The 25,095-nt window shown below is 45.8% G+C and carries 31 protein-coding genes; 28 read left to right on the forward strand and 3 right to left on the reverse strand.

From position 1 onward, the window contains the following. Positions 1 to 12: 12 nt before the first annotated feature. The 4 genes from aroQ to AC58P7_RS03680 all read left to right on the forward strand — a co-directional run bounded on the left by aroQ (position 13) and on the right by AC58P7_RS03680 (position 3,540). Positions 13 to 444 (forward strand): type II 3-dehydroquinate dehydratase, encoded by a 432-nt coding sequence (gene aroQ / locus AC58P7_RS03665; RefSeq protein WP_497340057.1) that lies wholly within the window; start codon positions 13 to 15, stop codon positions 442 to 444. A gap of 60 nt (positions 445 to 504) precedes the next feature. Then, positions 505 to 1,578: a M24 family metallopeptidase gene (locus AC58P7_RS03670; RefSeq protein WP_497340058.1), complete on the forward strand. Its 1,074-nt coding sequence runs from the start codon at positions 505 to 507 to the stop codon at positions 1,576 to 1,578. A 15-nt stretch (positions 1,579 to 1,593) separates the two neighbouring features. Next, positions 1,594 to 2,157, forward strand: a complete 564-nt coding sequence (gene efp / locus AC58P7_RS03675; RefSeq protein ID WP_497340059.1) for an elongation factor P — start codon at positions 1,594 to 1,596, stop codon at positions 2,155 to 2,157. 126 nt (positions 2,158 to 2,283) lie between these two features. Next, the gene (locus AC58P7_RS03680; protein ID WP_497340060.1) at positions 2,284 to 3,540 is read left to right on the forward strand and encodes an aspartate kinase; all 1,257 of its coding nucleotides are present in this window, start codon (positions 2,284 to 2,286) and stop codon (positions 3,538 to 3,540) included. 9 nt (positions 3,541 to 3,549) lie between these two features. On the opposite strand, the gene AC58P7_RS03685 is transcribed toward AC58P7_RS03680, so the two are convergent. From AC58P7_RS03685 to comA, 3 genes are all read right to left on the reverse strand, one after another. Continuing rightward, positions 3,550 to 4,014 (reverse strand): DUF441 domain-containing protein, encoded by a 465-nt coding sequence (locus tag AC58P7_RS03685; RefSeq protein ID WP_497340061.1) that lies wholly within the window; start codon positions 4,012 to 4,014, stop codon positions 3,550 to 3,552. 76 nt (positions 4,015 to 4,090) lie between these two features. Continuing rightward, the gene (locus tag AC58P7_RS03690) at positions 4,091 to 4,810 is read right to left on the reverse strand and encodes a 2-phosphosulfolactate phosphatase (RefSeq protein ID WP_497340062.1); all 720 of its coding nucleotides are present in this window, start codon (positions 4,808 to 4,810) and stop codon (positions 4,091 to 4,093) included. A gap of 3 nt (positions 4,811 to 4,813) precedes the next feature. Continuing rightward, a complete protein-coding gene (comA, locus tag AC58P7_RS03695; RefSeq protein ID WP_497340063.1) occupies positions 4,814 to 5,617 on the reverse strand; it encodes a phosphosulfolactate synthase in 804 nt (267 codons plus the stop codon). A gap of 206 nt (positions 5,618 to 5,823) precedes the next feature. Between comA and AC58P7_RS03700 the strand changes: the two genes are divergently transcribed. The 24 genes from AC58P7_RS03700 to recN all read left to right on the forward strand — a co-directional run bounded on the left by AC58P7_RS03700 (position 5,824) and on the right by recN (position 25,004). After that, on the forward strand, positions 5,824 to 6,087 hold the full coding sequence (locus AC58P7_RS03700) for a YqhV family protein (protein WP_497282297.1): 264 nt from the start codon (positions 5,824 to 5,826) through the stop codon (positions 6,085 to 6,087). A gap of 72 nt (positions 6,088 to 6,159) precedes the next feature. Further along, positions 6,160 to 7,146: a stage III sporulation protein AA gene (gene spoIIIAA, locus AC58P7_RS03705; protein ID WP_497340064.1), complete on the forward strand. Its 987-nt coding sequence runs from the start codon at positions 6,160 to 6,162 to the stop codon at positions 7,144 to 7,146. Positions 7,147 to 7,148: 2 nt separating this feature from the next. Beyond that, a complete protein-coding gene (gene spoIIIAB, locus AC58P7_RS03710) occupies positions 7,149 to 7,667 on the forward strand; it encodes a stage III sporulation protein SpoIIIAB (RefSeq protein ID WP_497340065.1) in 519 nt (172 codons plus the stop codon). A 148-nt stretch (positions 7,668 to 7,815) separates the two neighbouring features. Continuing rightward, positions 7,816 to 8,019: a stage III sporulation protein AC gene (gene spoIIIAC / locus AC58P7_RS03715; protein ID WP_056614718.1), complete on the forward strand. Its 204-nt coding sequence runs from the start codon at positions 7,816 to 7,818 to the stop codon at positions 8,017 to 8,019. A gap of 9 nt (positions 8,020 to 8,028) precedes the next feature. Beyond that, positions 8,029 to 8,418 (forward strand): stage III sporulation protein AD, encoded by a 390-nt coding sequence (spoIIIAD, locus tag AC58P7_RS03720; RefSeq protein ID WP_497340066.1) that lies wholly within the window; start codon positions 8,029 to 8,031, stop codon positions 8,416 to 8,418. A gap of 25 nt (positions 8,419 to 8,443) precedes the next feature. Continuing rightward, complete coding sequence (spoIIIAE, locus tag AC58P7_RS03725; protein WP_497340067.1) at positions 8,444 to 9,643, forward strand: stage III sporulation protein AE; 1,200 nt, start codon at positions 8,444 to 8,446, stop codon at positions 9,641 to 9,643. A gap of 13 nt (positions 9,644 to 9,656) precedes the next feature. Continuing rightward, the gene (gene spoIIIAF / locus AC58P7_RS03730; protein WP_497340068.1) at positions 9,657 to 10,400 is read left to right on the forward strand and encodes a stage III sporulation protein AF; all 744 of its coding nucleotides are present in this window, start codon (positions 9,657 to 9,659) and stop codon (positions 10,398 to 10,400) included. A 4-nt stretch (positions 10,401 to 10,404) separates the two neighbouring features. Beyond that, positions 10,405 to 11,046 carry a stage III sporulation protein AG gene (gene spoIIIAG / locus AC58P7_RS03735; RefSeq protein WP_497340069.1) on the forward strand — a complete coding sequence of 214 codons (642 nt, stop codon included), beginning with the start codon at positions 10,405 to 10,407 and terminating at the stop codon, positions 11,044 to 11,046. 40 nt (positions 11,047 to 11,086) lie between these two features. Next, on the forward strand, positions 11,087 to 11,824 hold the full coding sequence (locus AC58P7_RS03740) for a SpoIIIAH-like family protein (protein ID WP_497340070.1): 738 nt from the start codon (positions 11,087 to 11,089) through the stop codon (positions 11,822 to 11,824). Positions 11,825 to 11,980: 156 nt separating this feature from the next. After that, a complete protein-coding gene (accB, locus tag AC58P7_RS03745) occupies positions 11,981 to 12,472 on the forward strand; it encodes an acetyl-CoA carboxylase biotin carboxyl carrier protein (protein ID WP_497340071.1) in 492 nt (163 codons plus the stop codon). A gap of 66 nt (positions 12,473 to 12,538) precedes the next feature. Further along, a complete protein-coding gene (gene accC, locus AC58P7_RS03750) occupies positions 12,539 to 13,897 on the forward strand; it encodes an acetyl-CoA carboxylase biotin carboxylase subunit (RefSeq protein WP_497340072.1) in 1,359 nt (452 codons plus the stop codon). 152 nt (positions 13,898 to 14,049) lie between these two features. Further along, positions 14,050 to 14,463 carry an Asp23/Gls24 family envelope stress response protein gene (locus AC58P7_RS03755; RefSeq protein ID WP_497340073.1) on the forward strand — a complete coding sequence of 138 codons (414 nt, stop codon included), beginning with the start codon at positions 14,050 to 14,052 and terminating at the stop codon, positions 14,461 to 14,463. An 85-nt stretch (positions 14,464 to 14,548) separates the two neighbouring features. Then, the gene (gene amaP / locus AC58P7_RS03760) at positions 14,549 to 15,109 is read left to right on the forward strand and encodes an alkaline shock response membrane anchor protein AmaP (RefSeq protein ID WP_497340074.1); all 561 of its coding nucleotides are present in this window, start codon (positions 14,549 to 14,551) and stop codon (positions 15,107 to 15,109) included. 14 nt (positions 15,110 to 15,123) lie between these two features. Beyond that, entirely contained in the window at positions 15,124 to 15,351 is a 228-nt protein-coding gene (locus AC58P7_RS03765) for a DUF2273 domain-containing protein (RefSeq protein ID WP_497340075.1), read from the forward strand. A 119-nt stretch (positions 15,352 to 15,470) separates the two neighbouring features. Beyond that, positions 15,471 to 15,932 carry a transcription antitermination factor NusB gene (gene nusB, locus AC58P7_RS03770; protein ID WP_497340076.1) on the forward strand — a complete coding sequence of 154 codons (462 nt, stop codon included), beginning with the start codon at positions 15,471 to 15,473 and terminating at the stop codon, positions 15,930 to 15,932. A 57-nt stretch (positions 15,933 to 15,989) separates the two neighbouring features. After that, complete coding sequence (gene folD / locus AC58P7_RS03775) at positions 15,990 to 16,856, forward strand: bifunctional methylenetetrahydrofolate dehydrogenase/methenyltetrahydrofolate cyclohydrolase FolD (RefSeq protein ID WP_497340077.1); 867 nt, start codon at positions 15,990 to 15,992, stop codon at positions 16,854 to 16,856. Between the two features lie 8 nt (positions 16,857 to 16,864). Then, complete coding sequence (xseA, locus tag AC58P7_RS03780) at positions 16,865 to 18,235, forward strand: exodeoxyribonuclease VII large subunit (RefSeq protein WP_497340078.1); 1,371 nt, start codon at positions 16,865 to 16,867, stop codon at positions 18,233 to 18,235. Continuing rightward, positions 18,222 to 18,473, forward strand: coding sequence for an exodeoxyribonuclease VII small subunit (gene xseB, locus AC58P7_RS03785; RefSeq protein WP_477590870.1), 252 nt, complete (start codon positions 18,222 to 18,224; stop codon positions 18,471 to 18,473). The genes xseA and xseB overlap by 14 nt, the downstream gene beginning before the upstream one ends. A 52-nt stretch (positions 18,474 to 18,525) precedes the next feature. Continuing rightward, complete coding sequence (locus AC58P7_RS03790; protein ID WP_497340881.1) at positions 18,526 to 19,383, forward strand: polyprenyl synthetase family protein; 858 nt, start codon at positions 18,526 to 18,528, stop codon at positions 19,381 to 19,383. A gap of 69 nt (positions 19,384 to 19,452) precedes the next feature. Beyond that, the gene (gene dxs, locus AC58P7_RS03795; protein ID WP_497340079.1) at positions 19,453 to 21,390 is read left to right on the forward strand and encodes a 1-deoxy-D-xylulose-5-phosphate synthase; all 1,938 of its coding nucleotides are present in this window, start codon (positions 19,453 to 19,455) and stop codon (positions 21,388 to 21,390) included. Between the two features lie 32 nt (positions 21,391 to 21,422). Then, positions 21,423 to 22,253 carry a TlyA family RNA methyltransferase gene (locus tag AC58P7_RS03800; protein ID WP_497340080.1) on the forward strand — a complete coding sequence of 277 codons (831 nt, stop codon included), beginning with the start codon at positions 21,423 to 21,425 and terminating at the stop codon, positions 22,251 to 22,253. 103 nt (positions 22,254 to 22,356) lie between these two features. Then, positions 22,357 to 22,809, forward strand: a complete 453-nt coding sequence (locus AC58P7_RS03805; protein ID WP_497340883.1) for a hypothetical protein — start codon at positions 22,357 to 22,359, stop codon at positions 22,807 to 22,809. Positions 22,810 to 22,811: 2 nt separating this feature from the next. Then, positions 22,812 to 23,261: a transcriptional regulator AhrC/ArgR gene (ahrC, locus tag AC58P7_RS03810; protein WP_056614653.1), complete on the forward strand. Its 450-nt coding sequence runs from the start codon at positions 22,812 to 22,814 to the stop codon at positions 23,259 to 23,261. A gap of 15 nt (positions 23,262 to 23,276) precedes the next feature. Beyond that, positions 23,277 to 25,004 (forward strand): DNA repair protein RecN, encoded by a 1,728-nt coding sequence (recN, locus tag AC58P7_RS03815; protein ID WP_497340081.1) that lies wholly within the window; start codon positions 23,277 to 23,279, stop codon positions 25,002 to 25,004. The last annotated feature ends 91 nt before the right edge of the window (positions 25,005 to 25,095 follow it).

Genomic DNA, 25,095 nt, shown 5'->3' on the forward strand with positions numbered 1-25,095 from the left:
GAGGATGTCCAATTGAAAAGGGTTCTAGTTTTGAATGGTCCGAATTTGAATATGCTCGGCGTACGTGAACCTGGGGTTTATGGAACCGTAACACTCTCCACGATTATCGAGGGGTTGCATGAGCTAGGAACGGAGCTTTCGATCCAGCTGGAGAGCTTCCAATCTAACCATGAGGGCGAGATTATTGATAAAATCCACGAAGCCTTTGGCACGAAGGACGGTATTCTGATTAATCCTGGCGCCTTCACCCATTACAGCTATGCGATTCGTGATGCGCTGTCAACGGTTCAATTGCCAACGGTAGAGGTTCATATTTCGAATATTCATAAACGTGAGGAATTTCGTCATCATTCGGTCATCGCACCCGTGGTGATTGGACAAATTTGTGGATTTGGTGCTGATGGCTATGCGCTTGGTTTACGAGCTTTACTACCCCATCTGTAAGCATATGCTTACGAAGATAGTTTTGCTAAAGCAAAACTTTAAGAAGGAATGGTGATTTGGATGCAGGAGAAACGTATTCAACGTCTTCGCGAGGCTATGCAACAGCAGGATTTACCGGCAGTACTCATCACGAACGCATATAACCGTACATATGTATCTGGATTCACTGGCTCTTCTGGCTATGTACTTATTACGCTTGACCGTGCCATTTTATTAACTGATTTCCGTTACATGACGCAAGCGCCGCAGCAAGCCAAACTGTTTGAAGTGGTTGAACATAAAGCTAAGGCGATCGAAACAGTAAGAGAACTCTTGCAGGAGCAGGGTGTGACGAAGCTTGGATTCGAACAAAGCGACGTTGCTTATGGTGATTTTTTAAGCTTCCAACAGGGCCTTCCAGGCATTGAGTTTGTACCAACCTCACGCCTAGTTGAATTGATTCGTATGGTGAAGGACGAAGCTGAGCTTCAAGTGATGCAGGAGGCGGCCGATTTGGCCGACCAAACGTTTTCACATATCCTTAATTTCATCAAGCCAGGTGTAAAAGAGAAAGACATTGCGCTTGAAATTGAAGTGTTTATTCGCAAGAATGGCGGTACCTCGACGTCTTTCGAGACCATCGTGGCATCGGGTGAGCGTTCAGCTTTGCCGCACGGCAAGGCGAGTGATCGAGTTTTACAATTAAACGAATTTGTCAAATTGGATTTTGGAGCGTATTATAAAGGTTATTGCTCTGACATCACAAGAACGGTTATGCTAGGAAAGCCGACAGACAAGCATAAAGAAATTTATGATATTGTCTTGGAAGCACAATTGCATTGTTTGGCGAACCTCAAACCGGGTATTACAGGCAGAGAAGGCGATGCTTTCGCGCGCGATGTGATCGTGAAGCACGGCTATGGTGATTATTTCGGTCACGGGACCGGACATGGGTTGGGGATGGAGGTTCACGAATCTCCGCGCGTGTCGAAAACCGAAGATATGATTTTAACTCCTGGTATGGTTGTTACCGTTGAGCCTGGTATTTATCTCCCTGATTTCGGTGGAGTTCGAATTGAGGATGACGTTGTAATTACTGAGACCGGCATTAAAATACTTACACATTCTACTAAAGATTTTCTTATCATTGACTAGCGGAGGGATTCACAAGTGATATCAGTAAACGATTTTAAAACAGGTCTGACGATTGAAGTTGAGCACGATATTTTTACAGTTCTAGATTTCCAACACGTAAAACCAGGTAAAGGCGCTGCATTCGTGCGCTCCAAGCTGAAAAACCTACGTAACGGCAATACGGTTGAGCGTACGTTCCGTGCAGGTGAAAACGTTGGGCGTGCCCATATCGAAAACCGTGAAATGCAATACTTGTACGCAGCTGGAGACGAGTATACATTCATGGATACGGAGACGTATGATCAGATTTCTCTTTCCCACGAACAATTGAAATGGGAATTGAACTTCCTGAAAGAAAACATGAACATCAAGATCATGAGCTATCAAGGTGAAATTCTAGGGATTAACCTTCCGAAGAGCGTTGACTTGAAAGTTATCGAAACCGATGCGAGTGTTAAAGGAAACACAGCTCAAGGCGCCTTGAAAAATGCGAAAGTGGAAACAGGTCTTAATGTGATGGTGCCACTTTTCATCAACGAAGGTGATATTCTTTCCGTTGATACAGATGATGGAAAATACCTTTCACGCGCGAGCAACTAATTAGAGAAGCCTTTCAAACTCCATTGGAGTCCGAAAGGCTTTTTTTCATTTCTTAGCACAGTCAACCATTTATATGCTATAATATTGAATTGTTATGCACTAGTATGCGTTAGGAGTGGGTCAGCTTTGTCTCTTATAGTGATGAAATTTGGCGGTAGCTCTGTCGGTGATGCGGAGCGAATGAAACGAGTTGCAAAAAGAATCGTGGAGCGAAAACAAGCTGGTCACAGCTGTGTTGTTGTCGTTTCGGCGATGGGAGATACAACGGATGATTTGATTGACTTGTCTAAGCAAATTTACGATGGAGCCCCTCCGGCTCGTGAAATGGATATGTTATTGACAACGGGCGAACAAGTTTCCGTAGCTCTTTTATCTATGGCCATACATAATCTTGGTGAACAAGCGGTTTCGTACACCGGGTGGCAAAGTGGCATTTATACGGAGCCTGTACATGCTAAAGCAAGAATTACCGATATTCAGCCGCATCGTGTTCTAAATGCGATTGAACAAGGTAATGTCGTTATCGTAGCTGGTTTCCAAGGTATGACGGAAGCAGGCGAGATTACAACATTGGGCCGCGGCGGCTCAGATACAACAGCAGTCGCGTTAGCTGCAGCAATTAAAGCGGATCTTTGTGAAATTTATACGGATGTCGATGGTATCTACTCCACAGATCCTCGTATCGTTAAAGTAGCAAGAAAGCTTGCTGAGATTTCTTATGATGAGATGCTGGAACTTGCTAATCTTGGGGCAGCGGTACTCCATCCGAGAGCAGTTGAGTATGCGAAAAACTACAACGTGACCCTCGTGGTACGTTCAAGCTTTAATTACAATGAAGGCACCAACGTGAAGGAGGAAGCAGTGATGGAGCAAGGAATCGTCGTTCGTGGTATCGCTTATGACAAAAATGTGGCAAGAATTAGTATTCTGGGTGTTCCCGAGAAACCAGGTCAACTAGCAAAGGTATTCCTTGCATTGGCTGAAGTGCAAATCGATGTTGACATTATCGTGCAAAGCGGTGTAATCAACGGGTCGGCTGATTTCTCTTTCACAACAAACCTAGCTGATCGTGAGAAAGCACTCCAAGTACTTGAACAAATTCGTTCCGACGTTGCTTTCCGTGAAGTGACTTCCGAAGTAGATCTTGTTAAAGTATCAATTGTTGGGGCAGGAATGGTCAGCTCTCCAGGCGTTGCTGCAACGATGTTCAAAGTGATTTCGGATCTTGGCATAACGATCTCCTTGGTAAGTACATCCGAGATCAAAATGTCTTGTGTCATCGACAATACGAAACTAACCGATGTGATCCGTGCACTTCACACAGCGTATGGCTTGGATACAGCGGAGCAAGCATTCGTTGGTGGACCTGAAGATCGCAGATAGTAGGGTTGCTTAGTGGAGTTTGTCCGAAATGAAATAAGCAAGCTTCAATAAAAAGGCAGTAATGCCGGCAGCCATTAACGGTCCTACCGGGATGCCGCGCATAAATAAAATGCCAAATATAGAACCAAGGACAAGACCCACAATTAATTGTGGGTCTACTTTTAGTAACTCCAACCCTTTTCCATTCATATAAGTGGCAATCGCTCCGCCAAGAAGTGCGATGATTCCAGGCCATGTCGTAAAAACGGATAGAATGTCTTTCATGGAAATGCGGTCGCTGGCAAAGGGAATCAAAACCCCAATTGTAAGGAATAGCAAGCCAAGCTCAAGCCCTCTTCGTTCCATGGTAGGGAAAAAGCGATCAAGACCTATTAATTTAATGGCAAGTAAAAGACAAGCCGCAGTAGTAATGATTGGCGAACGGCCTATGAGTCCAATTATGATAAGAATAACTAAGAGCAAATCACCATTCATTTCACAAAACCCCTCGTCCTCAGCGTTGTCATTTTAGTTTATGAAAGGGGCTTGTATTTAGAACGAAGGGCTGACGTTATCGTTGGAAGGGGACCATCTGATCATGTTCCAGAACGGGAACGCAATCGGTCATATTGGCTTTCGCACAAAGTGCGACGTCCGCAAGGAAGCCGGACTTTTTCATTTTTTTACCGTTGCTGGAAGCGAGAATAGTCTCGAATAACCGATCCTTGCTTTCCAGATAGCAGCCACGCATCGCTAAGCCGAAGTCATTCGTAAGCATAAGACTCTCGCCAAGCTGAGATGCAATTTCGTCTAAAATAAGACCCGCACAGAGGCCGTCCTCTAAGGAGAATACATCCTGAGTTCCAGCACACACGATCACAGTGTCCCGTTTAAGCTCGATAACAGCTGCTGCAGAGGCTCTGCCATTAATAAGCCCCCCTGCTAGAACCCGATCAGCTTTTATCGCCTTTTGAATCCCTCTAGTACCATTCGTGGTCGTCAAAATGACGCGTTTATCTTGAACGGCTTCACGTGTGTACTCAAGGGGGGAATTGCCAAAATCAAAACCCGGAATTTTTTTGCAATAGCGTTCGCCCCCAAGCAAATCGCCATCTCGAGCCAATTCCTTTGCTTTCATTACCGTATCAACAGGGACTATACCCCTACTGCCATTCATCAATGCGGTGATGATAGTGCTGGTTGCACGTAAAACATCAACGACAATGACGGTTTTATGGAGAAACTCGTCACTTCTTGCTTCGCCGATGTTGGCGATCACCTCGATATGCATGTTCTAATCCTTTCTGGCACCTAAGGACAACGTGTCAGAACGAAGTCCTCTCCTCAAAGCTTCTAAAGCAATTACTTCATCTGGTGAGATATTGCCCAAATGAATATCGGGACCAAGGGAGCTAATCAAATGCACCTGCTGCGTCTTCAAAGGAGCCTCCCATAGAAGTTGATCTCCCGAGATGGAAGCAAGCACGCTGTGCAATTCCTCATCTTTACATTTCCCATTCCCATCGAAGATGCCCACACCCATGCCAGATTCTCGCGCTTCAATCGTGACAAGTGAGGCACCTAATTCCGTATCGATTAAGACAGTCTCAATTAATTCAGCTAACTCAATGGAGGAGCCCCATCCTTTTTTTCCATATTCCGTTACAACGTCTAACCCTTCATGTAAACCTCGGGCAATCAGCTCATTTCGCTGTCTACGATCCATTTGAATGGTACCATCAGATATTTCAACGCCATTAAAGCCGAGTGCAAGTATCATGTCAAAAAAAGAATCCACCGCATTCTGACATACAGCCACTTCCAGAAATGTACCTCCTGGGTAAATGAGGATGTTATTCTCTTTAGCCAGGTTTATTTTACTTCGCAGCACGGCTTGCGGATAGAGCGGCGATGTGCCGAAGCCAAGTTTGATCATATCCACATGTGCGCTGGAGGTGTGGAGTAAATCCTGGAAGGCAAGCATGCCGAGTCCTTTATCCATCACCATCGTTTTCCCCAACGTTCTCGGTTTCATTTGCCTTTGTCCTGTAGGGTCGGCTAGAACGGGGTTCCATTTTAATTGAGAGGTCACTTCCATCGGTAATTCTCCTCACTGTCCTTCGAAGGATCAATTATGTGTACAGCATATGCATGAGTACAAATGGAGGTGCCCAGCATGCCTAAAATGAGACGAGCTCGCATAAGGTAGGGAAAAGCGTATGCTGCAGATAGCGAGTTTTGACGCTGCAATTCTCCGCTTCGCTTGCATGGGCTACTCAAAACATTTAGGAGGTGTAGTTACACATGAACAAGATTGTACTAACGATGGCTTCCTTACGAATGATGTCTGGGAGTATCGAAATTATTGCGGCGATTCTGATGCTGCGGCTGGCGACGATTGAAAAAGCGCTGTTGGTAAACTCAGCTCTAGCTCTAGTAGGACCTCTAGTACTATTAACTACGACAACGATTGGTCTAGTAGGCATAGCCGAAAAACTATCATATGGGAAGATGCTGTGGATCATTGCAGGGGTAAGTTGTCTGTTTATTGGGATTATTAAAAAGTAATCGGTCATATTTCTTTCTAGTAAGCATAGAAATGAATATAGAAGACTGGACAACTTGGAGGGCTGTCTCCCGATGCTTGCGAGTATTACACATCTGTTGCCACAGAACATCCGATTCATGCTTAATGAGCTTCCACCAAACGTACAAGCTAGTGTGGAAGAAATCAGGGTGAGAGAGTCGCGTCCCCTTGAAATTAGCTGGGCCGACCGTTATGCCTTCATTAGTGAGCGGGGGCAAATGATCACGCAGGAAGCTTTGGCTTACAAACCGACTAGACAAGATTGTCTAACACTTCTCGAGATGCTCACGAATCATTCGTTGTACACCTTTGAAGAAGAGCTGCGAAGAGGGTATATCACGGTTTCTGGTGGTCATCGAGTAGGACTAGCTGGGCGTACCATCCTCGACCAGGGCCATGTGAAACAAATTCGCGATGTGAGTTCTTTCAATATTCGAATCGCGCGCGAAATTCAAGGTGTGGGTCAGGAGATTTTACCTTATCTCGTCGATCAGCGTATGGGGAATATTCATCACACACTCATCATTTCCCCGCCGCAGCAAGGGAAGACCACATTGATTCGCGATCTGGCTAGACTCATTAGCCGAGGCGAGTGGGGGGCTAGAAACAGCTCCTTATCTGGAAAGAAGGTAGGCATTGTCGATGAACGATCGGAGCTGGCTTCTTGTGTCAAAGGGGTTCCGCGATTTGACTTAGGGCCGCGCACGGATGTGCTGGATGGATGTCCTAAGGCGGAAGGCATGATGATGATGATCCGTTCCCTATCCCCTGAGGTTATCATCGTTGATGAGATCGGTCGTACTGAAGATGCTGACGCCATTCATGAGGCTGTACATACCGGAATTCGTGTTCTGGCTACGGCTCATGGAGCGAACTATGAAGATGTCCTAAGGCGGCCTGTACTCAGGCAGTTGATGGAGGAAGGGGTGTTCATGAAATATGTCATCCTCCAGCGGAGAAACGGGGCGCCTGCCTCATTTCGAATATTAGATGGGCATGGCAAGCCCATTGAGGTCTATGACGAACGCAAAGGACGATGAAGATGCTGAAATTTGTTGGAGGAGTTCTGATTTTCGGCGCAGCTTCCATGTTTGGCTTCCTACAGGCTGCTCATTATGTTAGACGACCTAAGCAAATTCGCGGACTCATCAATGCGCTTGGCCGGATGGAGACGGAAATTGCTTATGCACTCACGCCGCTTCCCGAGGCATTTGCATCGCTGAGCAAGCAGGTAGCTGAGCCGCTGTCTTCGTTATTTCGGTTGATGTCAGAACGATTGCTGGGGAGTAACGGTGAGTCGACCAAAGATCTATGGCAAGCGACGGTCAAGGAGATCTGGACAAGAACCTCCATGCGGCAAGCTGAGCAAGAGGTTATTCTTCAATTAGGACCGGTTCTAGGACTTTCGGATCGAAGTGATCAAATCAAGCACCTGCGACTTGCGATGAGTCAGCTTCAATCGGAAGAGACGGATGCCAGAGATGAACAGCAGCGCTACGAGAAAATGTGGAAAAGCCTAGGTGTCCTAATCGGCGCGTTAGTCGTGATTTTAATGTTTTAGTGGGGATCATTTACCCGTGCATGACAAGTTCCTTGAAATATAAGCGTATCTGTTTCACATGATAATTTGTTTATATTTTTGGATAAACGCACTCGTCCTCAAAGGACGGCGTAGCCGTTTATTTTAAGGGCGGAGTGAGGTGCCAGGAATGAATGTAGATGTGAATGCCATTTTCCAAATCGCCGGCATCGGAATCATTATCGCCATGATCCATTCGGTGCTGAAGCAGATGGGAAAAGAGGATATGGCACACTGGGTCACGGTCATAGGCTTCGTGGTCGTGCTTTTTATGGTCGTCAGTATGCTGGATAACTTGTTTAAAGAAATTAAAACTATTTTCCTATTCCAATGAGGTAGCCTGATGGAAATCATCCAAATCGTAGGATTAGGACTCATCGTCACGATATTGACGCTCATTATCAAGGAACAAAAGCCCATGTTCGCCTTCTTATTAGCCGCTTTTACGGGTATCGTGATTTTCTTATTTTTAATAGGCAAAATTTCTTCGGTTATCAGCGTACTCGAGGATTTGGCTGTTAAGTCCAATGTGAATATCGTTTTCCTCAAAACGATTCTGAAAATCATAGGCGTGGCTTACATCGCCGAGTTTGGCGCACAGATTGTCCGTGATGCGGGCCAAGATTCCATTGCCTCCAAAATTGAGCTATCGGGAAAGGTGCTCATAATGGTTATGGCCATTCCGATTATTACGGTCATTATTGAAACTGTGGTTAAACTGCTCCCTGCTTAGAAGATTCACCTAAGGAGTGACACGCATGCACCTACTTTATTCGCACCAGAAGCTGAACAACCGGTGGATCTTATTGTTCATCCTGACCATGGGCTTATGGCTCGGATTGTCAGGATCGTTAATGGCAGAATCGCCAACAGATGTCATGATCAAAGAGCAGGCGGACCGCTTGAATACAGAACCGGTCGAGCAATATTGGGATAAGCTGATGAAGGATTATGGGGGATATTTCCCAGAAAGCAAGCCGCCAACCTTCATGGAGCTTCTCCTAGGAACCAAAGGTATTAGTATGAAGAGCATTTTCAAAGGGCTTCTGAGCTACGTTTTTCATGAAATCATCATCAACGGTAAGCTGCTAGCTTCGATCGTCGTACTGACCGTCTTCAGCATGATTTTAGAGACGCTGCAGAGCTCGTTTGAACGAAACACCGTTAGTAAGCTCGGATACACGATCACCTATATGGTGCTCATCATCATTGCGATCAATAGCTTCAGCGTTGCGATCGGTTATGCGAAGACTGCCATTTCATCCATGATTCAGTTCATGATAGCCATCATGCCATTATTACTAACGTTACTGGCATCAATGGGAAATGTCACATCGGTTGCGATCCTTCATCCACTGATCGTATTCATGATTCACTCCGTTGGTACAGCCATTTATGTGTTTGTATTCCCGCTCTTATTTTTCTCCGCAGTGCTGCACATTGTTAGCTCACTCAGCGATAAGTTTAAGGTTACGCAGCTGGCTAATCTATTGCGCACCGTGAGTCTAAGTATGCTCGGGGTATTCGTTACCGTATTCCTCGGTGTTATCTCCATTCAAGGTACAGCGGGCGCCGTAAGAGATGGCGTTGCGATTCGAACAGCTAAGTACATTACGGGGAATTTCGTGCCGGTCGTAGGGCGATTGTTCTCGGACGCGACGGAAACCGTGATTGGGGCATCATTACTTGTTAAAAATGCCATAGGACTTGTTGGTGTCGTCATTCTCGTTATGCTTTGTGCGTTTCCAGCGATCAAAATTTTAACGCTAGCTTTCATCTATAACCTTTCAGCGGCGCTGATGCAGCCACTGGGAGATAGTCCGATCATTGCCTGTCTGCAGACGATCGGCAAAAGCTTGATTTATGTATTCGCTGCCCTAGCAGCTGTAAGCTTAATGTTTTTTCTTGCCCTGACCATCATGATTACGATTAGTAATGTCTCCGTCATGATGAGGTGAAAGGAGCCCAGCGATGGAATGGTTAGCAGGATGGCTGAAAACCGTCATTATGGTCATTATGCTTGCGACGTTTGTTGATCTTCTTCTCCCAAGCAATACAATGCAGCGGTATGTGAAGACGGTTTTGAGTCTCTTTATTCTACTGACGCTGCTTACCCCAGTACTTCAGCTGTTCCAGAAGGATTGGAATATGGATCGGCTGCTCGCACAAGCGGAGAAAGAGCAGAATGAGAAGACCATGCTTGCAAGTGGGGGTGGTAAACAGTCACAAATGAAGTCCTTAGAAGCCATCACGAAAGACGCTAATAAGATTCAAGATGCGGAACAGAAGAAAACACAACAATTAGTTCAAACGCAGTTGGCTGGCCTGATCAAAGAAGATCTGCAGAAACAAACAGAATGGACAATTAAAGACGTACAAGTTCAAGTGCAGGTAGACAATAACGGGAAACCCAGCATTTCGAATGTGAGGGTAACCCTTGATGATATAGAAGCGCAGAAACAACCGGCGATGTCAACTAAAAGTATCGCTGCGATGGAGCCAGTCAAACCCGTAGATCCCATCAAAATCGGGTCTGCCTCGACTTCGCAAGATCGAATGACAACTACACAAGGCGATACGCAGTCAATCAATATGGCGATGCCGAGTGAGCAAGAAAAAGATCGACTCAAGCAAGGGATTTCACGGAATTGGCTAGTGGATCCTGCCAAGATCGAGATCGGAGTAGCGCAAAGCAAAGGACGGATGGCGAGGTGAATCGATGGGAACATTGCTGCAATGGATGGAGCACAAGTTCGGCGGCGGACCAGGTGGACCAAAACGTAAAAACACGTTGCTTTGGGTCATCATGGTTGGACTCTTAGGAGCTGCGCTAATGATCATAAACGCATTTATAAATGTTAAAGATCTGGATCCCATCAACACAGGCAGAGCGTCTCCAACACCCGTGAGTAAAGAAACATTTGTAGGAAGCTCATCTAAGGAAAACTCAAGCTTTCATGATTATGAACAAGCTTATGGTGACCAGTTGAAAAGCATCCTGCAAAAAATTGTTGGTGTCGGCGAGGTGGAAGTGCTCGTTACCATTGAATCTACGGAGGAAATGACCGTTGACAAAAATTATAACGACAATCAGACAATGACGACAGAACGCGACAATGGTGGAGCAACACGCAACATATCCCAGGTAACGCGGAGCGGTGAAGTCGTTATTTATCAAGTATCAGGTGACCAGAAACCGCTTGTGCTCAAATACATTAAACCCAAAATTAGGGGCGTCATCGTTGTTGCGAAAGGCGCTGAAAATCTCACGGTGAAGAAAATGATTATGGAAGCCGTTGAGCGAGGAATGGACGTTCAAGCAAGTAAAATTTCGATTTTACCGCGCAAGACAGGAGAATAAAATCAGGAAATCATCCAACAATTCTAAGGAGGAATAAACAATGAATGCAAAAAGACAAACAATTTGGCTCGTTTCAATGCTTAGCTTGATGGTGGTGCTCTCCGCTTATTATCTGTTCACCGAGGATGTCAATAAGCTAGATCTAGCAACCACAGATACTGTCAGCAAATCGCAAGAAGTGAAAATTGATATGAGCCAAGTTGATCCCGTAACTGGTGCAAAAACAGATGTGAAGGCGACATCTGGAACTGGAGCAAAAACCGACACGAAAGCGACAACGCCGCAAACTTCTACAAAAACAGACGCTAAAGCGACAACAACACAAGATAGCTCCAAAACTACGACAAAAGATACGTCCAAAACAACAACTTCCAAAACAGATGATCAAGTCTTGAAACAAGTGGAAGAGCAAGCCAAAACGACTTCTGCAAGTGATTATTTTACGAATGAACAAGTGAAGCAAAATAACTTTTTTAGCAAAGCTTCCACGGATCTCATGACAATTATTTTGGATAACAAGAAAACACCTGAGGCCATTGCGAAAGCAACGAATGATTTGAACGCGTTGACGGATCTCCAAGATAAAATCGAAAATCTGCAAGATTTACTCATTCAAGATTTCCCACAAGCCGTCATTAATCAAGATGGAAGTAAGTGGAAAGTGACGGTTCAAGCCGATAAATTAGAAAAAAGCCAAGGTGTTTCGATCGTTGATATGGTCGTGAAAGAGCTTGGTGCAGCTCCAGAAAATATCAAGATCCAGTATGTACGTCCATAGGGATTAGAGAGAATTTTGGGCTTCTCAAAATGGTGGTGGAAAGGGTCCGGATAAACTGGACTCTTTCCATTTCGTGCGTTTATGGGTATAATACATACGTTGCGGCTATGAAAACGCATTTTTTAGGGTTCACCAACGTCTAAAGGAGTGACTTGAATGTTTAAATTGAGTGAAATCAAAGAGTTAATTAAACTCGTCGATCAATCCTCTTTACAAGAGCTTGAAATTGAAAATGAAGGTGCACGCCTTTCTATTCGTAAGCCGAATAAAGCGGAACCTGTCTATGTATCCGCCCCTGTTCAACACACATATGCACCAATTGCTCAACCTAACTATGCGAATACAGCTCCTGCTGCACTTGAAGCACCAGTGCATGCTAACGGACAAGCCAAGCAAGAGGATTCATCTTTACATAAGATCGTATCTCCGATGGTAGGAACGTTCTATCAATCCGCTTCCCCTGGTTCAGCACCTTTCGTTAGTGTTGGCGCTAAAGTAACGGATAAGAGCGTAGTTTGTATTGTTGAAGCCATGAAATTAATGAACGAAATAGAAGCTGAAGTAAAAGGCGAGATCGTTGAAATTCTCGTTGAGAACGGACAGCTAGTAGAGTACGGACAACCTTTATTTTTGGTTAGACCGGAGTAATTGCGGTTGTAAGCTTATGCTGACAACGCAAGCTTTTCTAACGAAGAGCTCTTAGGAGGGCAAATCATGAAATTTCAAAAAATACTAATTGCGAACCGCGGAGAAATTGCAGTTCGTATTATCCGAGCATGCCGTGAACTTGGTATCTACACGGTTGCCGTATACTCGGAAGCAGATCGGGATGCGTTGCATGTACGTCTATCGGATGAAGCTTATTGTATTGGGCCAACAGCGTCCAAAGATAGCTATTTGAACTTCACCAACTTGATGAGCGTTGCCACGTTAACGGAATGCGATGCCATTCATCCAGGATATGGCTTCCTTGCGGAAAATGCAGACTTCGCCGAAATTTGCGAGAGCTGCAATATCACGTTCATCGGTCCATCACCGGATGCAATCTCCCGAATGGGTGATAAAGCGGTTGCCAAGCAAACGATGAAAGAAGCAAGAGTTCCGATTATTCCAGGTTCCGATGGCTTGGTAGATGATATCGATGATGCCGTGGTAATTGCACGCGATATCGGTTACCCAATTATTATTAAAGCAACAGCAGGCGGCGGCGGTAAAGGTATCCGTATTGCTGAGAACGAGGAAACACTTGTTCAGCAGATCACGGCCGCGCAGCAAGAAGCGCAGAATGCATTCGGAAATGCCGGCATTTACTTGGAAAAGTATTTGACAGGCATGAAGCATGTTGAGATTCAAATTCTTGCTGATAAGCATGGCAATGTGGTTCACTTAGGCGAACGTGATTGCTCTGTGCAGCGTCGAAGACAGAAGCTTGTTGAAGAAGCGCCATGTCCGATTCTAACAGAGGAAACGCGGAAAGCGATGGGCCAAGCAGCTGTACGTGCAGCGAAAGCAGTGAAATATTCCGGAGCAGGAACACTTGAATTCCTATTAGGTCCAGACGGTAATTTTTACTTTATGGAAATGAACACACGAATCCAAGTTGAGCACCCTGTAACAGAAATGATTACTGGCATCGATATTATCCAAGAAATGATTCGTGTAGCTGAAGGAAATCCGCTGTCATTCAGACAAGAGGATGTTCGTATTAATGGTTGGGCTATTGAGTGCCGCGTGAATGCCGAAGATCCAAGTCGGAACTTTATGCCGTCCCCAGGGCAAGTGAAATTTTATTTGCCGCCAGGTGGATTCGGTGTGCGTGTTGACAGTGCTGTTTATCCAGGATACTCGATCCCACCGCATTATGATTCCATGATCGCGAAGCTCATTGTTTGGGGAAGTACACGTGACGAAGCGATTAACCGCATGAAAAGAGCTCTCAACGAGTTCGCGGTAGACGGTGTAAACACAACAATTCCTTTCCATTTGAAGCTTCTTGAACATAAGAAATTTATCAAAGGCGACCATGATATTAAGTTCTTGGAAGAGCATGATGTGAACGATCCCGAATCATAGACAAACATTTGTCATAATTTTGGCGAAATGCTATACTAATAAATTAAGATGGCTTATCCCATTTATTTCAGCGTCAGTTTTGCTGGCGCAAAACTTTTTAGCTTAAGCTTACGAAGTCAGTTTGCTCCACAAACTTTTTAGGAGGTGCCACAATGAGCACAATCGCTCCGGATTACGTCAAGACAGACATGGGCAGCATCCAGATTGCCCCCGAGGTTATCGAAATCATTGCCGGTTTGGCAACGGTGGAAGTGCAAGGTGTAGCGGGGATGAGTGGCGGATTAGCTGGCGGCATTGCTGAATTACTTGGACGCAAGAATTTGTCCAAAGGCGTAAAGGTAGAGGTCGGACAACGTGAAGCTGCCATTGACGTCTCCATCATTATTGAATATGGAAATCGTATTCCTGAAGTTGCAAGCGACATCCAGAACAACGTGAAACAGGCTATCGAATCAATGACTGGGCTAAATGTCGTTGAAGTTAACGTTCATATTCATGATGTTCACTTTAAGCAGGCGGATAAAGCGATTGACGAAGAACCAGCGGCTGCCCATCGTGTGAAATAGGCGGTATAGCTGAGCCATATGGATCAATTGAAACCCCCTACAGGTTGCAGGGGGTTTCCTCTAACTTAGGAAGGGGACAAGCGTAGTGGGTAAAATTGTGGACAGGCTCTTGCTGCTTTTCTATAGCCTGATTATTTTCGTCGCATCGATCGTTGTATTGTTCACAGCTTCAAGCTGGATCCCACTCGATCAAGCAAGTCAAACGCTTAGTCATTTTTATTTCGAGAAGAGCTACGCTTATCCGGGCATTATCATTAGTTTGATCATGCTTCTGATTTCCGTACGTTTCTTGATCGTAACACTCCGTCGTGGACGTTCCCAGGCACCATCGATTGATCAACGTACCGAATTTGGCGATATCCGTATCTCCATTGAGACGGTTGAGAATCTCTCGTTGAAAGCAGCGGGTCGCACGAAAGGTTCAAAGGATCTACGTGCGCGAGTTAGAGTGAATCAAGCTGGGCTGGAAATTACAATTAGAACCATTGTAGATGGGGAAAGTTCGATTCCGGAACTGACTGAAGATATGCAAGGTACAGTGAAAAGTTACATAGAAGAAATTACCGGTATTCCTGTAGCTTCCGTAACCGTATTCGTAGCGAACATCGTGCAATCTGCCCCAACGTTTAAAAGCCGGGTCGAATAGAGGTGAATCCACATATGTGGAATGAACTATGGAAATTCCATAGGGGCAAAGTAATCGGAGTGACAGCGGGTATATTCTTCGGTTTTATTTATTTGTTTTTTGGTTTCTGGGATATGTTGATCTTTGGATTTATCGTACTTGTAGGTTTATATGTAGGCAATAAGCTGGATCGTAAGGAAAGTTTCGTCATGCTAGAAGACATTTGGCGCTATCTCACACAAAAATGGAGAATGTTTCGCTAAAATCCCTGGTTCAACCATGGATTTTTTTGTTTGGATTGCTTCCAATTTGACGTATACTAAGAGAAAGAGTTTTTAGGAGAAGGTCGTTTTGCTGGAGCGAAACGCTTAGGAGGAACAGAATGAAACGCAGAATTGCACGTGAAATTGCTATACAAAGCTTATACCAAATCCAGATGAATGAGGCTACGCCTCAGGAGGCTGTTCAAATCGCGATTCATGAAGCTGAACATGATAACGAATCGCAGTTGGATTTCTCCGGGGATAAGATAGATCCGGTCTACATTATTGAGCTTGTTGAGGGGACTTACAACAACAAGGTAAGCATCGACGAATTGTTGGAGGAGTATCTAAAAGGCTGGGCCATGGACAGGCTCTCTCGTATCGATCGGGAAGTGCTGCGCTTAGGAGCCTATGAGATGCTGTATCGCGATGATGTGCCACCGAAAGTTGTTGTCAATGAAGCCATTGATGTGGCCAAGCATTACGGCACAGAGGAATCAGGGAAATTCGTTAACGGTGTACTTGGGAAGATGATCAAAGAAATTGACGAGTTGAAAGAAAAAGTGTTACGTACACAATGATCACAGTGCAATTAACTTTCATATAAGTAGGGCTTAACAGGCTAAGGGGGAAATAACATGTCAGCACAAGTAATTAATGGGAAAGAACTCGTGAGCTCCATTCGTGAGGAAATCAGATCTGACGCAGCTCATCTTACAGCACAGGGAAACCAACCAGGACTTGTCGTTGTTATTGTGGGTGAAGATGCAGCTTCGCAAGTATATGTAAGAAACAAAGCGAAGGCTTGCGATGATGTAGGCATCTATTCCGAAGTACACCGCTTGCCCGAACAGACGACACAAGAAGAATTAATCGCACTCATTCATGGATTTAACAACAATAGTCGAATCAATGGGATTCTTGTTCAATCACCGCTGCCCAAGCATATTAATGAAGAAGCGGTTGTGGATGAAATTGATCCAGCGAAGGATGTGGATTGCTTCCATCCGATCAATGTCGGGAACCTGATGATTGGTAAAGACGGCATGAAACCTTGTACGCCGCATGGTGTTATTGAAATTCTCAAGCGGACAGGCGTTGAAATCGCAGGTAAGCATGCGGTTGTTGTTGGCAGAAGCAATATCGTCGGTAAACCGATGGCTATGCTGTTATTGCGTGAACATGCGACGGTTTCTGTCGTTCACTCTCGCACGCCAAACATGGAAGAGATCACGAAACAAGCAGATATTCTCGTTGTAGCGGTTGGTAAAGCTCATTTGATCAAAGCCAATCACGTAAAACCGGGAGCCGTTGTTATTGATGTGGGGATGAATCGTCCTGCAGACGGCAAATTAACGGGCGATGTTGATTTTGAAGCTGTGAAAGAGATTGCAAGTGCCATTACACCTGTTCCAGGTTGTGTAGGTCCGATGACGATAACGATGCTGCTTCGCAATACAGTTGATGCGGCTAGCCGTGCAGCTAAAGCGAATGTGAGCGTATAGTCCCCCCTATGGCGAGAAACGAGACTAAGATTTTATCGGTTAAAGATTTAAACCGTTATATTAAGCTATTGCTGGAAGGAGATTCACGTCTCCAGGATGTGTGGGTGCGAGGCGAGATCTCGAACTTCACGCATCACTCTAGTGGCCATATGTATTTTACTTTAAAGGATGCCGATGGTCGGCTGAAAAGCATCATGTTTGCTTCGCATAACCAGAAGCTAGGATTTATCCCGAAAGAGGGCACGAAAGTCATTGCTCGCGGGAATATTTCTGTTTATGAGCGTGACGGCGCTTATCAATTTTATGTGACGGCGATGCAACCGGATGGCATCGGCAGCTTGTATTTGGCGTTCGAGCAACTGAAGAAGAAGCTCGAAGGCGAAGGGCTGTTCGCGCCGGAGCGCAAGAAACCGATTCCTCGGTTTCCACGCGCCATTGGCGTGATCACGTCCCCGACGGGGGCCGCCATTCGTGATGTCATCATCACGCTGCAACGGCGCTTCCCGTCGATCCCGATTTTACTGTACCCTGTTCTCGTACAGGGTACACAGGCGGCACCTTCGATCGTAAAGGCGATCGAAGCGATGAACCGTCTCGGTGAAGCCGACGTGCTCATTGTGGGCCGCGGCGGCGGCTCACTGGAAGAGCTGTGGGCCTTCAACGAGGAAATCGTAGCGCGGGCTATCTGCGCTTCCGCGATTCCGATCATCTCGGCTGTCGGCCACGAGACGGACTTCACAATCGCCGACTTCGTCGCCGATCTCAGAGCTCCGACGCCTACGGCGGCGGCCGAGCTCGCGGTGCCGCACCACCTCGAGCTGAAGCAGCAGCTATCGCAGCAGGCACAGCGCCTGCACTACGGGCTGCTGCAGCAGCTGCGCCGCAAGCAGGAACGGCTCGAGCGCGCGAAGCGCTCGCCGTTCCTGACGAACCCCCGCAGGCAGCTGCTGATGCAGCCTGCGGAGCGGCTCGACCGGCTCGCGGAGCAGCTCGGTTACCGCATGCGTCAGCGCCTAACGGAGCTCACGCAGCGGAGATTGAAGCTGGAGCGTCGCTTATCCAGCTTCAATCCAACCGAGCAGGCCGTGATGGCGAGGCAGCGGTTGGATGTATCCAAACACCAGATCCTCACGGCCATGCAGACCCTCCTGCGTTCGAAGAAGCAGGAGTGGCAGTCCAGCGTCCGACACTTGGACGCGCTCAGCCCGCTGAAGGTCATGCAGCGGGGCTACAGCCTTGCTTATGACGAGGGGGAGAAGCAGCTCGTTCGTTCGGTCGCCCAAGTGAAAATTGGCGATCGATTAATGATTCGTTTGAAAGACGGAAGAATACAATGTCAAGTTTCGGGGATGGAGGCGAACATTGATGTCAACAAGTGAAACGGAAGTAAGCTTTGAAGTCGCAATTGAACAGTTAGAACGGATCGTGAGTCAGCTGGAAAGCGGCGACGTACCGTTAGAGAAAGCCATTGAACTATATCAAGAAGGCGTAAGACTCTCCCATCTATGTGGTGTTAAGCTAGAACAAGTGGAGAAGAAAATTGAGATGCTGGTTGAAGGGGAAGCTGGGGTCACACGAAAGCCTTTCCAGCCTGTCTTGGAAGATAAGGGGAATTAGTTTGAATAACACAACATCCGACATTCATACATATATCGCTTCCCATGCTGAAATGGTCGAAGCCGAATTACGTCAATCGTTGCCTACTGCCTGGGAGGTTCCTGCGTCTCTTCGTGAGTCCATGGACTATTCCCTGATGGCTGGAGGTAAACGTCTGCGCCCTATTATGGTCCTAGCAGCTGCAGAGGCGCTTGGGGGTTCTCTTGAGGCAGCTTTGCCAGTTGCACAAGCCATTGAATTAGTCCATACATATTCCTTAGTGCATGATGATCTTCCAGCAATGGATAATGATGATTACCGCAGAGGGAAACTGACGAATCATAAAGTATATGGCGAGGCGATGGCGATTCTGGCTGGCGACGCGCTGCTTACGCATGCATTCTTTAGTGTTACACAAGCGCATAAGAAGCATGCTATTCCTGCTGAACGCGTGTTAGCGATTACGGAAGAGCTTGCCGTGCTTGCTGGTGCTCGTGGGATGGTTGGTGGGCAGGCTGCTGATATGCTTGGGGAACAAGGACTGACGAAGCTAGAGGAGCTAACCTACATCCATACGCACAAGACAAGCGATCTGATTGTATTTTCCTTGCGTGCGGGTGGTCATATTGCAGGGGCGACAGAGGCTCAATTGGAAGCGCTCAGTGAATTCGGTCATGCATTAGGTCTTGCTTTTCAAATTCAAGATGATATTTTGGATATCATCGGTGATGAAGCGAAGCTTGGCAAACCTGTGAAGAGCGATGAGAAGCAGCAAAAGGTGACTTTCCCTTATTTTATCGGCATGGAAGCTTCTGAACAGAAGGTGCAAGAGCTGACAAACCAAGCGAAAGAAGCTCTACTTCGATCCAATATCGCGAAACCAGAACGCTTGTTGCAAATTGCAGATTACTTGATGAAAAGGGATCACTAAGCATAAATTTAAGGAGATCCTTCCTAATCGAAAGGGAGATTTACACGAAATACCCAATTCTATGATATAATGGTGAAATCTCAGTATTTTCACATTGAAAGTGAGGAAACAAGCGTGCTGCTCGAACAAATCAATCGGCCTGCGGATTTGAAGCGGTTATCCTTAACGGAGCTTGAAGAATTGGCAGGAGAGATCCGTCAATTTCTAATTGAGAAGCTTTCCGTTACGGGTGGACATCTGGCCCCGAACTTAGGCGTGGTTGAACTCACAATTGCCTTACACACCCTGTTTCACAGCCCGTATGATAAACTGATTTTTGATGTGGGTCACCAGGCGTATGTGCACAAAATTTTGACAGGACGCAAAGACATGTTCGATACCCTGCGTAAATATAAGGGTCTCTGCGGTTTTATCAAACGCTCAGAGAGCGAGCATGATGTTTGGGAAGCTGGACATAGCAGTACATCACTGTCTGCTGCCATGGGTATGGCAATGGCACGTGATCTCAAAGGCGAACATAATAAAGTAGTTGCCATCATTGGTGATGGCGCGCTAACAGGCGGCATGGCGCTTGAAGCCATGAATCATATTGGTCACGAAAAGAAGAATATTACCGTCATTCTGAATGACAACGAAATGTCTATTGCGCCCAACGTAGGGGCTCTTCATAATTATTTAAGCAAAATTCGTTCCGATCGTCATTATCTGAAAGCCAAAGAAGAAGTTGAACACTTACTGAAGAAAATTCCTGCCATCGGCGGAACGCTGGCCAAAACAGCGGAAAAGCTGAAGGATAGTCTAAAATATTTCGTGTTGAATGGCGTTTGGTTTGAAGAACTTGGTTTTACTTATATTGGGCCTGTAGATGGACATAATTTACAAGTCCTTATGGAAACGCTGAAACAGGCTGAGAAGGTTGCAGGTCCTGTGCTTATCCATGTCGTTACAACAAAAGGGAAAGGCTATAAGCCTGCTGAGAATGATTCACATACGTGGCATGGTTTAGGACCCTATAAGATTGAGTCTGGTCAAGTTCTCAAGTCTTCAGGACCGCCTATGTATACACAAGTATTCGGTGATACCCTAATAGAGCTTGGTGAGAAAGACTCCCGTTTGGTTGCAGTTACGCCGGCTATGCCAGGTGGATCTGGTTTGCTGAAATTTGCGAAGCAATTCCCGAATCGTATGATCGATGTAGGTATTGCGGAGCAGCATGCGGCTACGCTATGTGCAGGCTTGGCAAGCGAAGGCCTGAAGCCGGTATTTGCAGTCTACTCAACGTTCTTACAGCGTGCGTATGATCAAGTTGTTCATGACATTTGCCGCCCTAAATTGAACGTTACCTTTGCGATCGATCGTTCTGGCTTTGTAGGTCCGGATGGCGAAACACATCAAGGAGTGTATGATATCTCATTTTTGCGTACAATTCCTAACATGGTCTTAATGATGCCGAAGGATGAGAAAGAATTGCGTGATATGATGCAAACAGCTCTTGAGTATAACGATGGTCCGATTGCTTATCGATATCCGCGAATTAGTGGCACAGGCGCCAACATTGATGAGGCTCCAAAGGCGATTCCGCTTGGTACGTGGGAAACCGTACGTGAAGGCGATTATGCTGCGGTTCTCGCGGTTGGACCTATGGTTCAGATTGCCGAAGAGGCAGCAGCGCAACTGGCACAAGAGGGCATAGAGCTCCGTGTCGTGAATGCACGTTTCATTAAGCCATTGGATGAAGCCTATTTGCTTCAACTTGCCAAAGAATCGATGCCGGTGATCACCATGGAAGAAGGATCGATCCAAGGTGGCTTCGGAAGTGCCGTATTAGAGTTTTATGCGGAGAAACGTATTGTTGGTTTGCAAGTTGAATTGATGGGGATTCAAGATTACTTCGTTGAGCATGGCACTGTGCCAGAACAGCGGGAAGAGGTTGGCTTAACCGTGCATAACCTTATATCAGAAGTGAAGAAGCTAGTACCTCGTAAGGTCCTGCGGGCCAAGGTCTAGTAACCGATTTGAATAGGAGTAACACACCATATATGTCATCGGATAAAGAACGGTTAGATTTATTGCTACTAGAGCAAGGGTATTTCGAAAGCAGAGAAAAGGCAAAGGCCGCCATTATGGCAGGCCTTGTTTTTGCGGATGAAGAACCTGTTGATAAAGCAGGTATGAAGATTAGCCGGAAAGCCGTGCTCAAAGTGAAGGGTGCCATTCATCCTTATGTGAGTCGTGGCGGACTTAAACTTGAAAAAGCATTAAAGCAATTTGAAATCGACTTAACCGGAGCGGTTATGCTAGATATTGGGGCTTCCACAGGAGGGTTTACAGACTGTGCGCTGCAAAACGGCGCCGCCTCCGTTTACGCTGTCGATGTTGGCTATAACCAACTGGATTGGTCGCTTCGTAATGATGAACGAGTACACGTGATGGAGAGGACCAATTTCCGTTACACAAAGTTGGAGGATTTAAACGGACCGAGACCAACATTTGCAAGTATCGATGTCTCGTTCATTTCACTTCGCATTATTTTGCCCCCTCTTAAGGAAATCTTAGATAATCAAGGTCAAGTTGTGGCACTGATTAAGCCGCAATTCGAAGCAGGCCGTGAAAAGGTTGGCAAGTCAGGCGTGGTACGAGATACGGATGTACATATTGACGTGCTGACGACGATACTTTCTTTTGCCGAGGAACTTGGCTTTCGCTTGAAGGGACTAACCTATTCACCGATAACTGGTGGCGAAGGGAATATTGAATTCCTTGCTTATTGGACAAGTAACGATGAGGTCGAGTCGCTTGCCGCGCCTACATCCATCAAAACCATTATTGCGGAGACGGTGAAAGAGTCTCAGAAACTGCACGGTAAATAAACTCATCTTTGAGTACGCCTTTTGCGGCCCTGAGATGGGTTTTTTCACTTAAGAGAAAGGATTTCCCAACCGAATTCGCGAATACTATGGCGAGGTGAAGGACATGGAACAAGGCGATGTTAAAGTCATTTTGTTAATCCTGATCGGTGTTGTAAGTATCGTCATTTGGCGATTTCAGAAGTGGATGGCGGGTTCAAGTCGGAGAAGAAGTCGTATTCCAAGGCATGCGAATATTCCTGAGGACGATGTTGTAGACCTGCTAGAAGCGGCTGGCTTCGATGTCCTTGCAGGTAAGACCAAAATTCCTATGACTATGACAGTAGGCGAGCGTGATCACTTAGAAAGCCGGTTATTTATTGATTATTTTGTTCAAAAAGAAGATCATGTTTATCTTGTGAAAGTGGCTAAGGATCGTAAACCACTTGAGATGACAGGGAGCGCTGTTCGAGACATGTTGCTGCCCTACACCCTCATTTATCCTGAGGCACAGGGTATCCTTTACGTTGATATGACTAATAGCAAAATCAAAAAAATCACATTTCACATAGAGGTGTAAGGATGAAGGGTCAAAGGCATGTAAAAATCAGAGAAATCATAACGAATCACGAGATTGAAACTCAGGACGAATTAGTTGAAGCACTTCGTGCGGCTGGTTTCCATGTAACCCAGGCGACAGTTTCCAGAGATATTAAAGAGCTGCATTTAATCAAAGTTCCCCTAGACGACGGCAGATATAAGTATTCCATGCCGGCTGATCAGCGTTTTAATCCGATGCAACGGCTTCGCAGGGCGCTCAGTGACCATTTTGTAAGCATCGATTATACGGATAATTTGGTCGTGATGAAATGCTTGCCAGGTACGGCGAATACGATTTGTGCGTTGATTGATAATTTGGAATGGAACGGTGTCATGGGGACGATCTGTGGAGATGATACGATCCTAGTGATCTGCCGCGGGAAAGAGAATAGCGTTACTTTTGTTAATGAAGTCATGTCCTTATTATCTTAATTTCAGGAGGCGTTCATGCTTACAGAGCTTTCAATTCGTAATTTAGCTGTTATTGAACATGTTCATATTCGGTTTAAGGCAGGTTTTCACGTTTTGACGGGGGAAACGGGCGCCGGGAAATCGATCATCATAGATGCGTTAACACTCATTGTAGGCGGTAGAGGTTCAGCTGAATTGGTTCGTTATGGTGCAGATAAAGCGGAGATTGAAGCTATGTTTGATTTACCTGCTTCGCATCCGGTTTGGCATACGCTTACAGAGCTTGGGATTGAGGCGGATGCTTCTGAGCATCTCATCATTCGTAGAGAAATTACGGCAACAGGCAAAAGCTCGAGTCGAATTAATGGACAGCTTGTGAATATGACGATGCTGCGCAAAACCGGGGAATGGCTCGTTAATATTCATGGACAACATGAGCATCAATCTTTGCTTCATGTGGACGAGCACATTCACTCGCTTGATTTATTCGGAGATGCTGAGATTGAGTCTGCAAAGTCAACGTATCAAGCTAGCTACGATCAGTATATGAAGCTTCAAAAGGAGCTTAACGATCTGCAGGAAACGAGTAAGCAGGCGTTGCAAATGTTAGATTTGTATCGTTTCCAAATCGACGAAATATCTGCTGCTAAACTCAAAATCGGCGAAGATGAGACGCTAGCTGAGGAGAAGCGTAAACTGGCTAATGCTGAGAAACTGTATCAGAGCTCATCTGAAGCTTATGATTTTCTTTATGCAACCAATCGAGGATTAGATGCGGCAGGTAAAGCAGTGTCACGCCTACAGGACATTGTTCAGCTGGATCCAATGAACTTGAGTCCATTGCTTGAGCAAGCTCAATCCGCGTTCTATCAGTTGGAGGATGCCGCTTACCAGATCAGGGATTATCGCGATGGCATCGAGTTCAATTCGTCCCGCTTAGATTTTATTGAACAACGATTAGATACGATCACGTCTCTTCGTCGGAAATATGGGGAGAATATTAAAGAGATTCTTAGCTACTTAGAGAAGATCAAGAATGAAGTCGATACGATTGAAAATAAAGATGAAATTATTCGTAAATTAGAAGAAAAGCTTGTTCTCGCTGAGAAACAAGTTGGCATTCATGCGTTGGATCTGTCTAACCTGCGCAAAGGGATTGCGAGCGATCTTTCTGCTCAAATTGAACATGAATTGCGTGACCTGCAAATGGAACGGACACAGTTCCGTGTTCAGATTGCACACATCATCGATGATCGCGGCGTAGAGGTTGATGGGAATAAGGTTCGTTTTAACAGACAAGGGATTGACCAAGTTGAGTTTCTGATGGCTCCTAACCCAGGCGAACCCCTGCGTGGACTTAGCAAAATTGCGTCAGGCGGTGAGCTCTCACGTATTATGCTCGCGATGAAAGCCATTTTTGCACGCATCGATCAAATTCCTGTGCTTGTTTTTGATGAGGTGGATACGGGGGTTAGCGGACGCGCGGCGCAAGCTATTGCTGAGAAAATGTCCGTTCTGTCTCAGAGCTGCCAAGTGTTCTCGATTACCCATTTACCGCAGGTTGCCAGTTTTGCTGATGTTCATTTCTTTATTCGGAAAGAAGTGGATCAAGAACGTACTTTCACACGTGTTCAGGATATGCCAGATGCTGGCCGAATTGAGGAGCTCGCAAGGATGCTTGGCGGTGTAGAAGTAACAGAAACAACCCTTCATCATGCGGGAGAAATGCTTACCATGGCAAAAAACAAGAAAGCAAGGGTATGAAAGTATAGATAGTCATCATTTACAGTTATAAAAGAAGGGGACTGGGGTTAACTTATAGGTACGCAATTGACGAGTTCTTCGTCAGGGCTCA

The sequence above is a fragment of the Paenibacillus sp. J22FR5 genome (assembly GCF_059691975.1).

Bases quoted from the DNA above. Each gene is read 5' to 3' on its own strand.
- AC58P7_RS03670 (WP_497340058.1), top strand. From the start codon at position 505: ATGCAGGAGAAACGTATTCAACGTCTTCGCGAGGCTATGCAACAGCAG.
- AC58P7_RS03685 (WP_497340061.1), bottom strand. From the start codon at position 4,014: ATGAATGGTGATTTGCTCTTAGTTATTCTTATCATAATTGGACTCATA.
- AC58P7_RS03690 (WP_497340062.1), bottom strand. From the start codon at position 4,810: ATGCATATCGAGGTGATCGCCAACATCGGCGAAGCAAGAAGTGACGAG.
- comA (WP_497340063.1), bottom strand. From the start codon at position 5,617: ATGGAAGTGACCTCTCAATTAAAATGGAACCCCGTTCTAGCCGACCCT.
- AC58P7_RS03700 (WP_497282297.1), top strand. From the start codon at position 5,824: ATGAACAAGATTGTACTAACGATGGCTTCCTTACGAATGATGTCTGGG.
- spoIIIAA (WP_497340064.1), top strand. From the start codon at position 6,160: ATGCTTGCGAGTATTACACATCTGTTGCCACAGAACATCCGATTCATG.
- spoIIIAB (WP_497340065.1), top strand. From the start codon at position 7,149: ATGCTGAAATTTGTTGGAGGAGTTCTGATTTTCGGCGCAGCTTCCATG.
- spoIIIAC (WP_056614718.1), top strand. From the start codon at position 7,816: ATGAATGTAGATGTGAATGCCATTTTCCAAATCGCCGGCATCGGAATC.
- spoIIIAD (WP_497340066.1), top strand. From the start codon at position 8,029: ATGGAAATCATCCAAATCGTAGGATTAGGACTCATCGTCACGATATTG.
- spoIIIAE (WP_497340067.1), top strand. From the start codon at position 8,444: ATGCACCTACTTTATTCGCACCAGAAGCTGAACAACCGGTGGATCTTA.
- spoIIIAF (WP_497340068.1), top strand. From the start codon at position 9,657: ATGGAATGGTTAGCAGGATGGCTGAAAACCGTCATTATGGTCATTATG.
- spoIIIAG (WP_497340069.1), top strand. From the start codon at position 10,405: ATGGGAACATTGCTGCAATGGATGGAGCACAAGTTCGGCGGCGGACCA.
- AC58P7_RS03740 (WP_497340070.1), top strand. From the start codon at position 11,087: ATGAATGCAAAAAGACAAACAATTTGGCTCGTTTCAATGCTTAGCTTG.
- accB (WP_497340071.1), top strand. From the start codon at position 11,981: ATGTTTAAATTGAGTGAAATCAAAGAGTTAATTAAACTCGTCGATCAA.
- accC (WP_497340072.1), top strand. From the start codon at position 12,539: ATGAAATTTCAAAAAATACTAATTGCGAACCGCGGAGAAATTGCAGTT.
- AC58P7_RS03755 (WP_497340073.1), top strand. From the start codon at position 14,050: ATGAGCACAATCGCTCCGGATTACGTCAAGACAGACATGGGCAGCATC.
- AC58P7_RS03765 (WP_497340075.1), top strand. From the start codon at position 15,124: ATGTGGAATGAACTATGGAAATTCCATAGGGGCAAAGTAATCGGAGTG.
- nusB (WP_497340076.1), top strand. From the start codon at position 15,471: ATGAAACGCAGAATTGCACGTGAAATTGCTATACAAAGCTTATACCAA.
- folD (WP_497340077.1), top strand. From the start codon at position 15,990: ATGTCAGCACAAGTAATTAATGGGAAAGAACTCGTGAGCTCCATTCGT.
- xseA (WP_497340078.1), top strand. From the start codon at position 16,865: ATGGCGAGAAACGAGACTAAGATTTTATCGGTTAAAGATTTAAACCGT.
- xseB (WP_477590870.1), top strand. From the start codon at position 18,222: ATGTCAACAAGTGAAACGGAAGTAAGCTTTGAAGTCGCAATTGAACAG.
- AC58P7_RS03790 (WP_497340881.1), top strand. From the start codon at position 18,526: ATGGTCGAAGCCGAATTACGTCAATCGTTGCCTACTGCCTGGGAGGTT.
- dxs (WP_497340079.1), top strand. From the start codon at position 19,453: ATGGTGAAATCTCAGTATTTTCACATTGAAAGTGAGGAAACAAGCGTG.
- AC58P7_RS03800 (WP_497340080.1), top strand. From the start codon at position 21,423: ATGTCATCGGATAAAGAACGGTTAGATTTATTGCTACTAGAGCAAGGG.
- AC58P7_RS03805 (WP_497340883.1), top strand. From the start codon at position 22,357: ATGGAACAAGGCGATGTTAAAGTCATTTTGTTAATCCTGATCGGTGTT.
- ahrC (WP_056614653.1), top strand. From the start codon at position 22,812: ATGAAGGGTCAAAGGCATGTAAAAATCAGAGAAATCATAACGAATCAC.
- recN (WP_497340081.1), top strand. From the start codon at position 23,277: ATGCTTACAGAGCTTTCAATTCGTAATTTAGCTGTTATTGAACATGTT.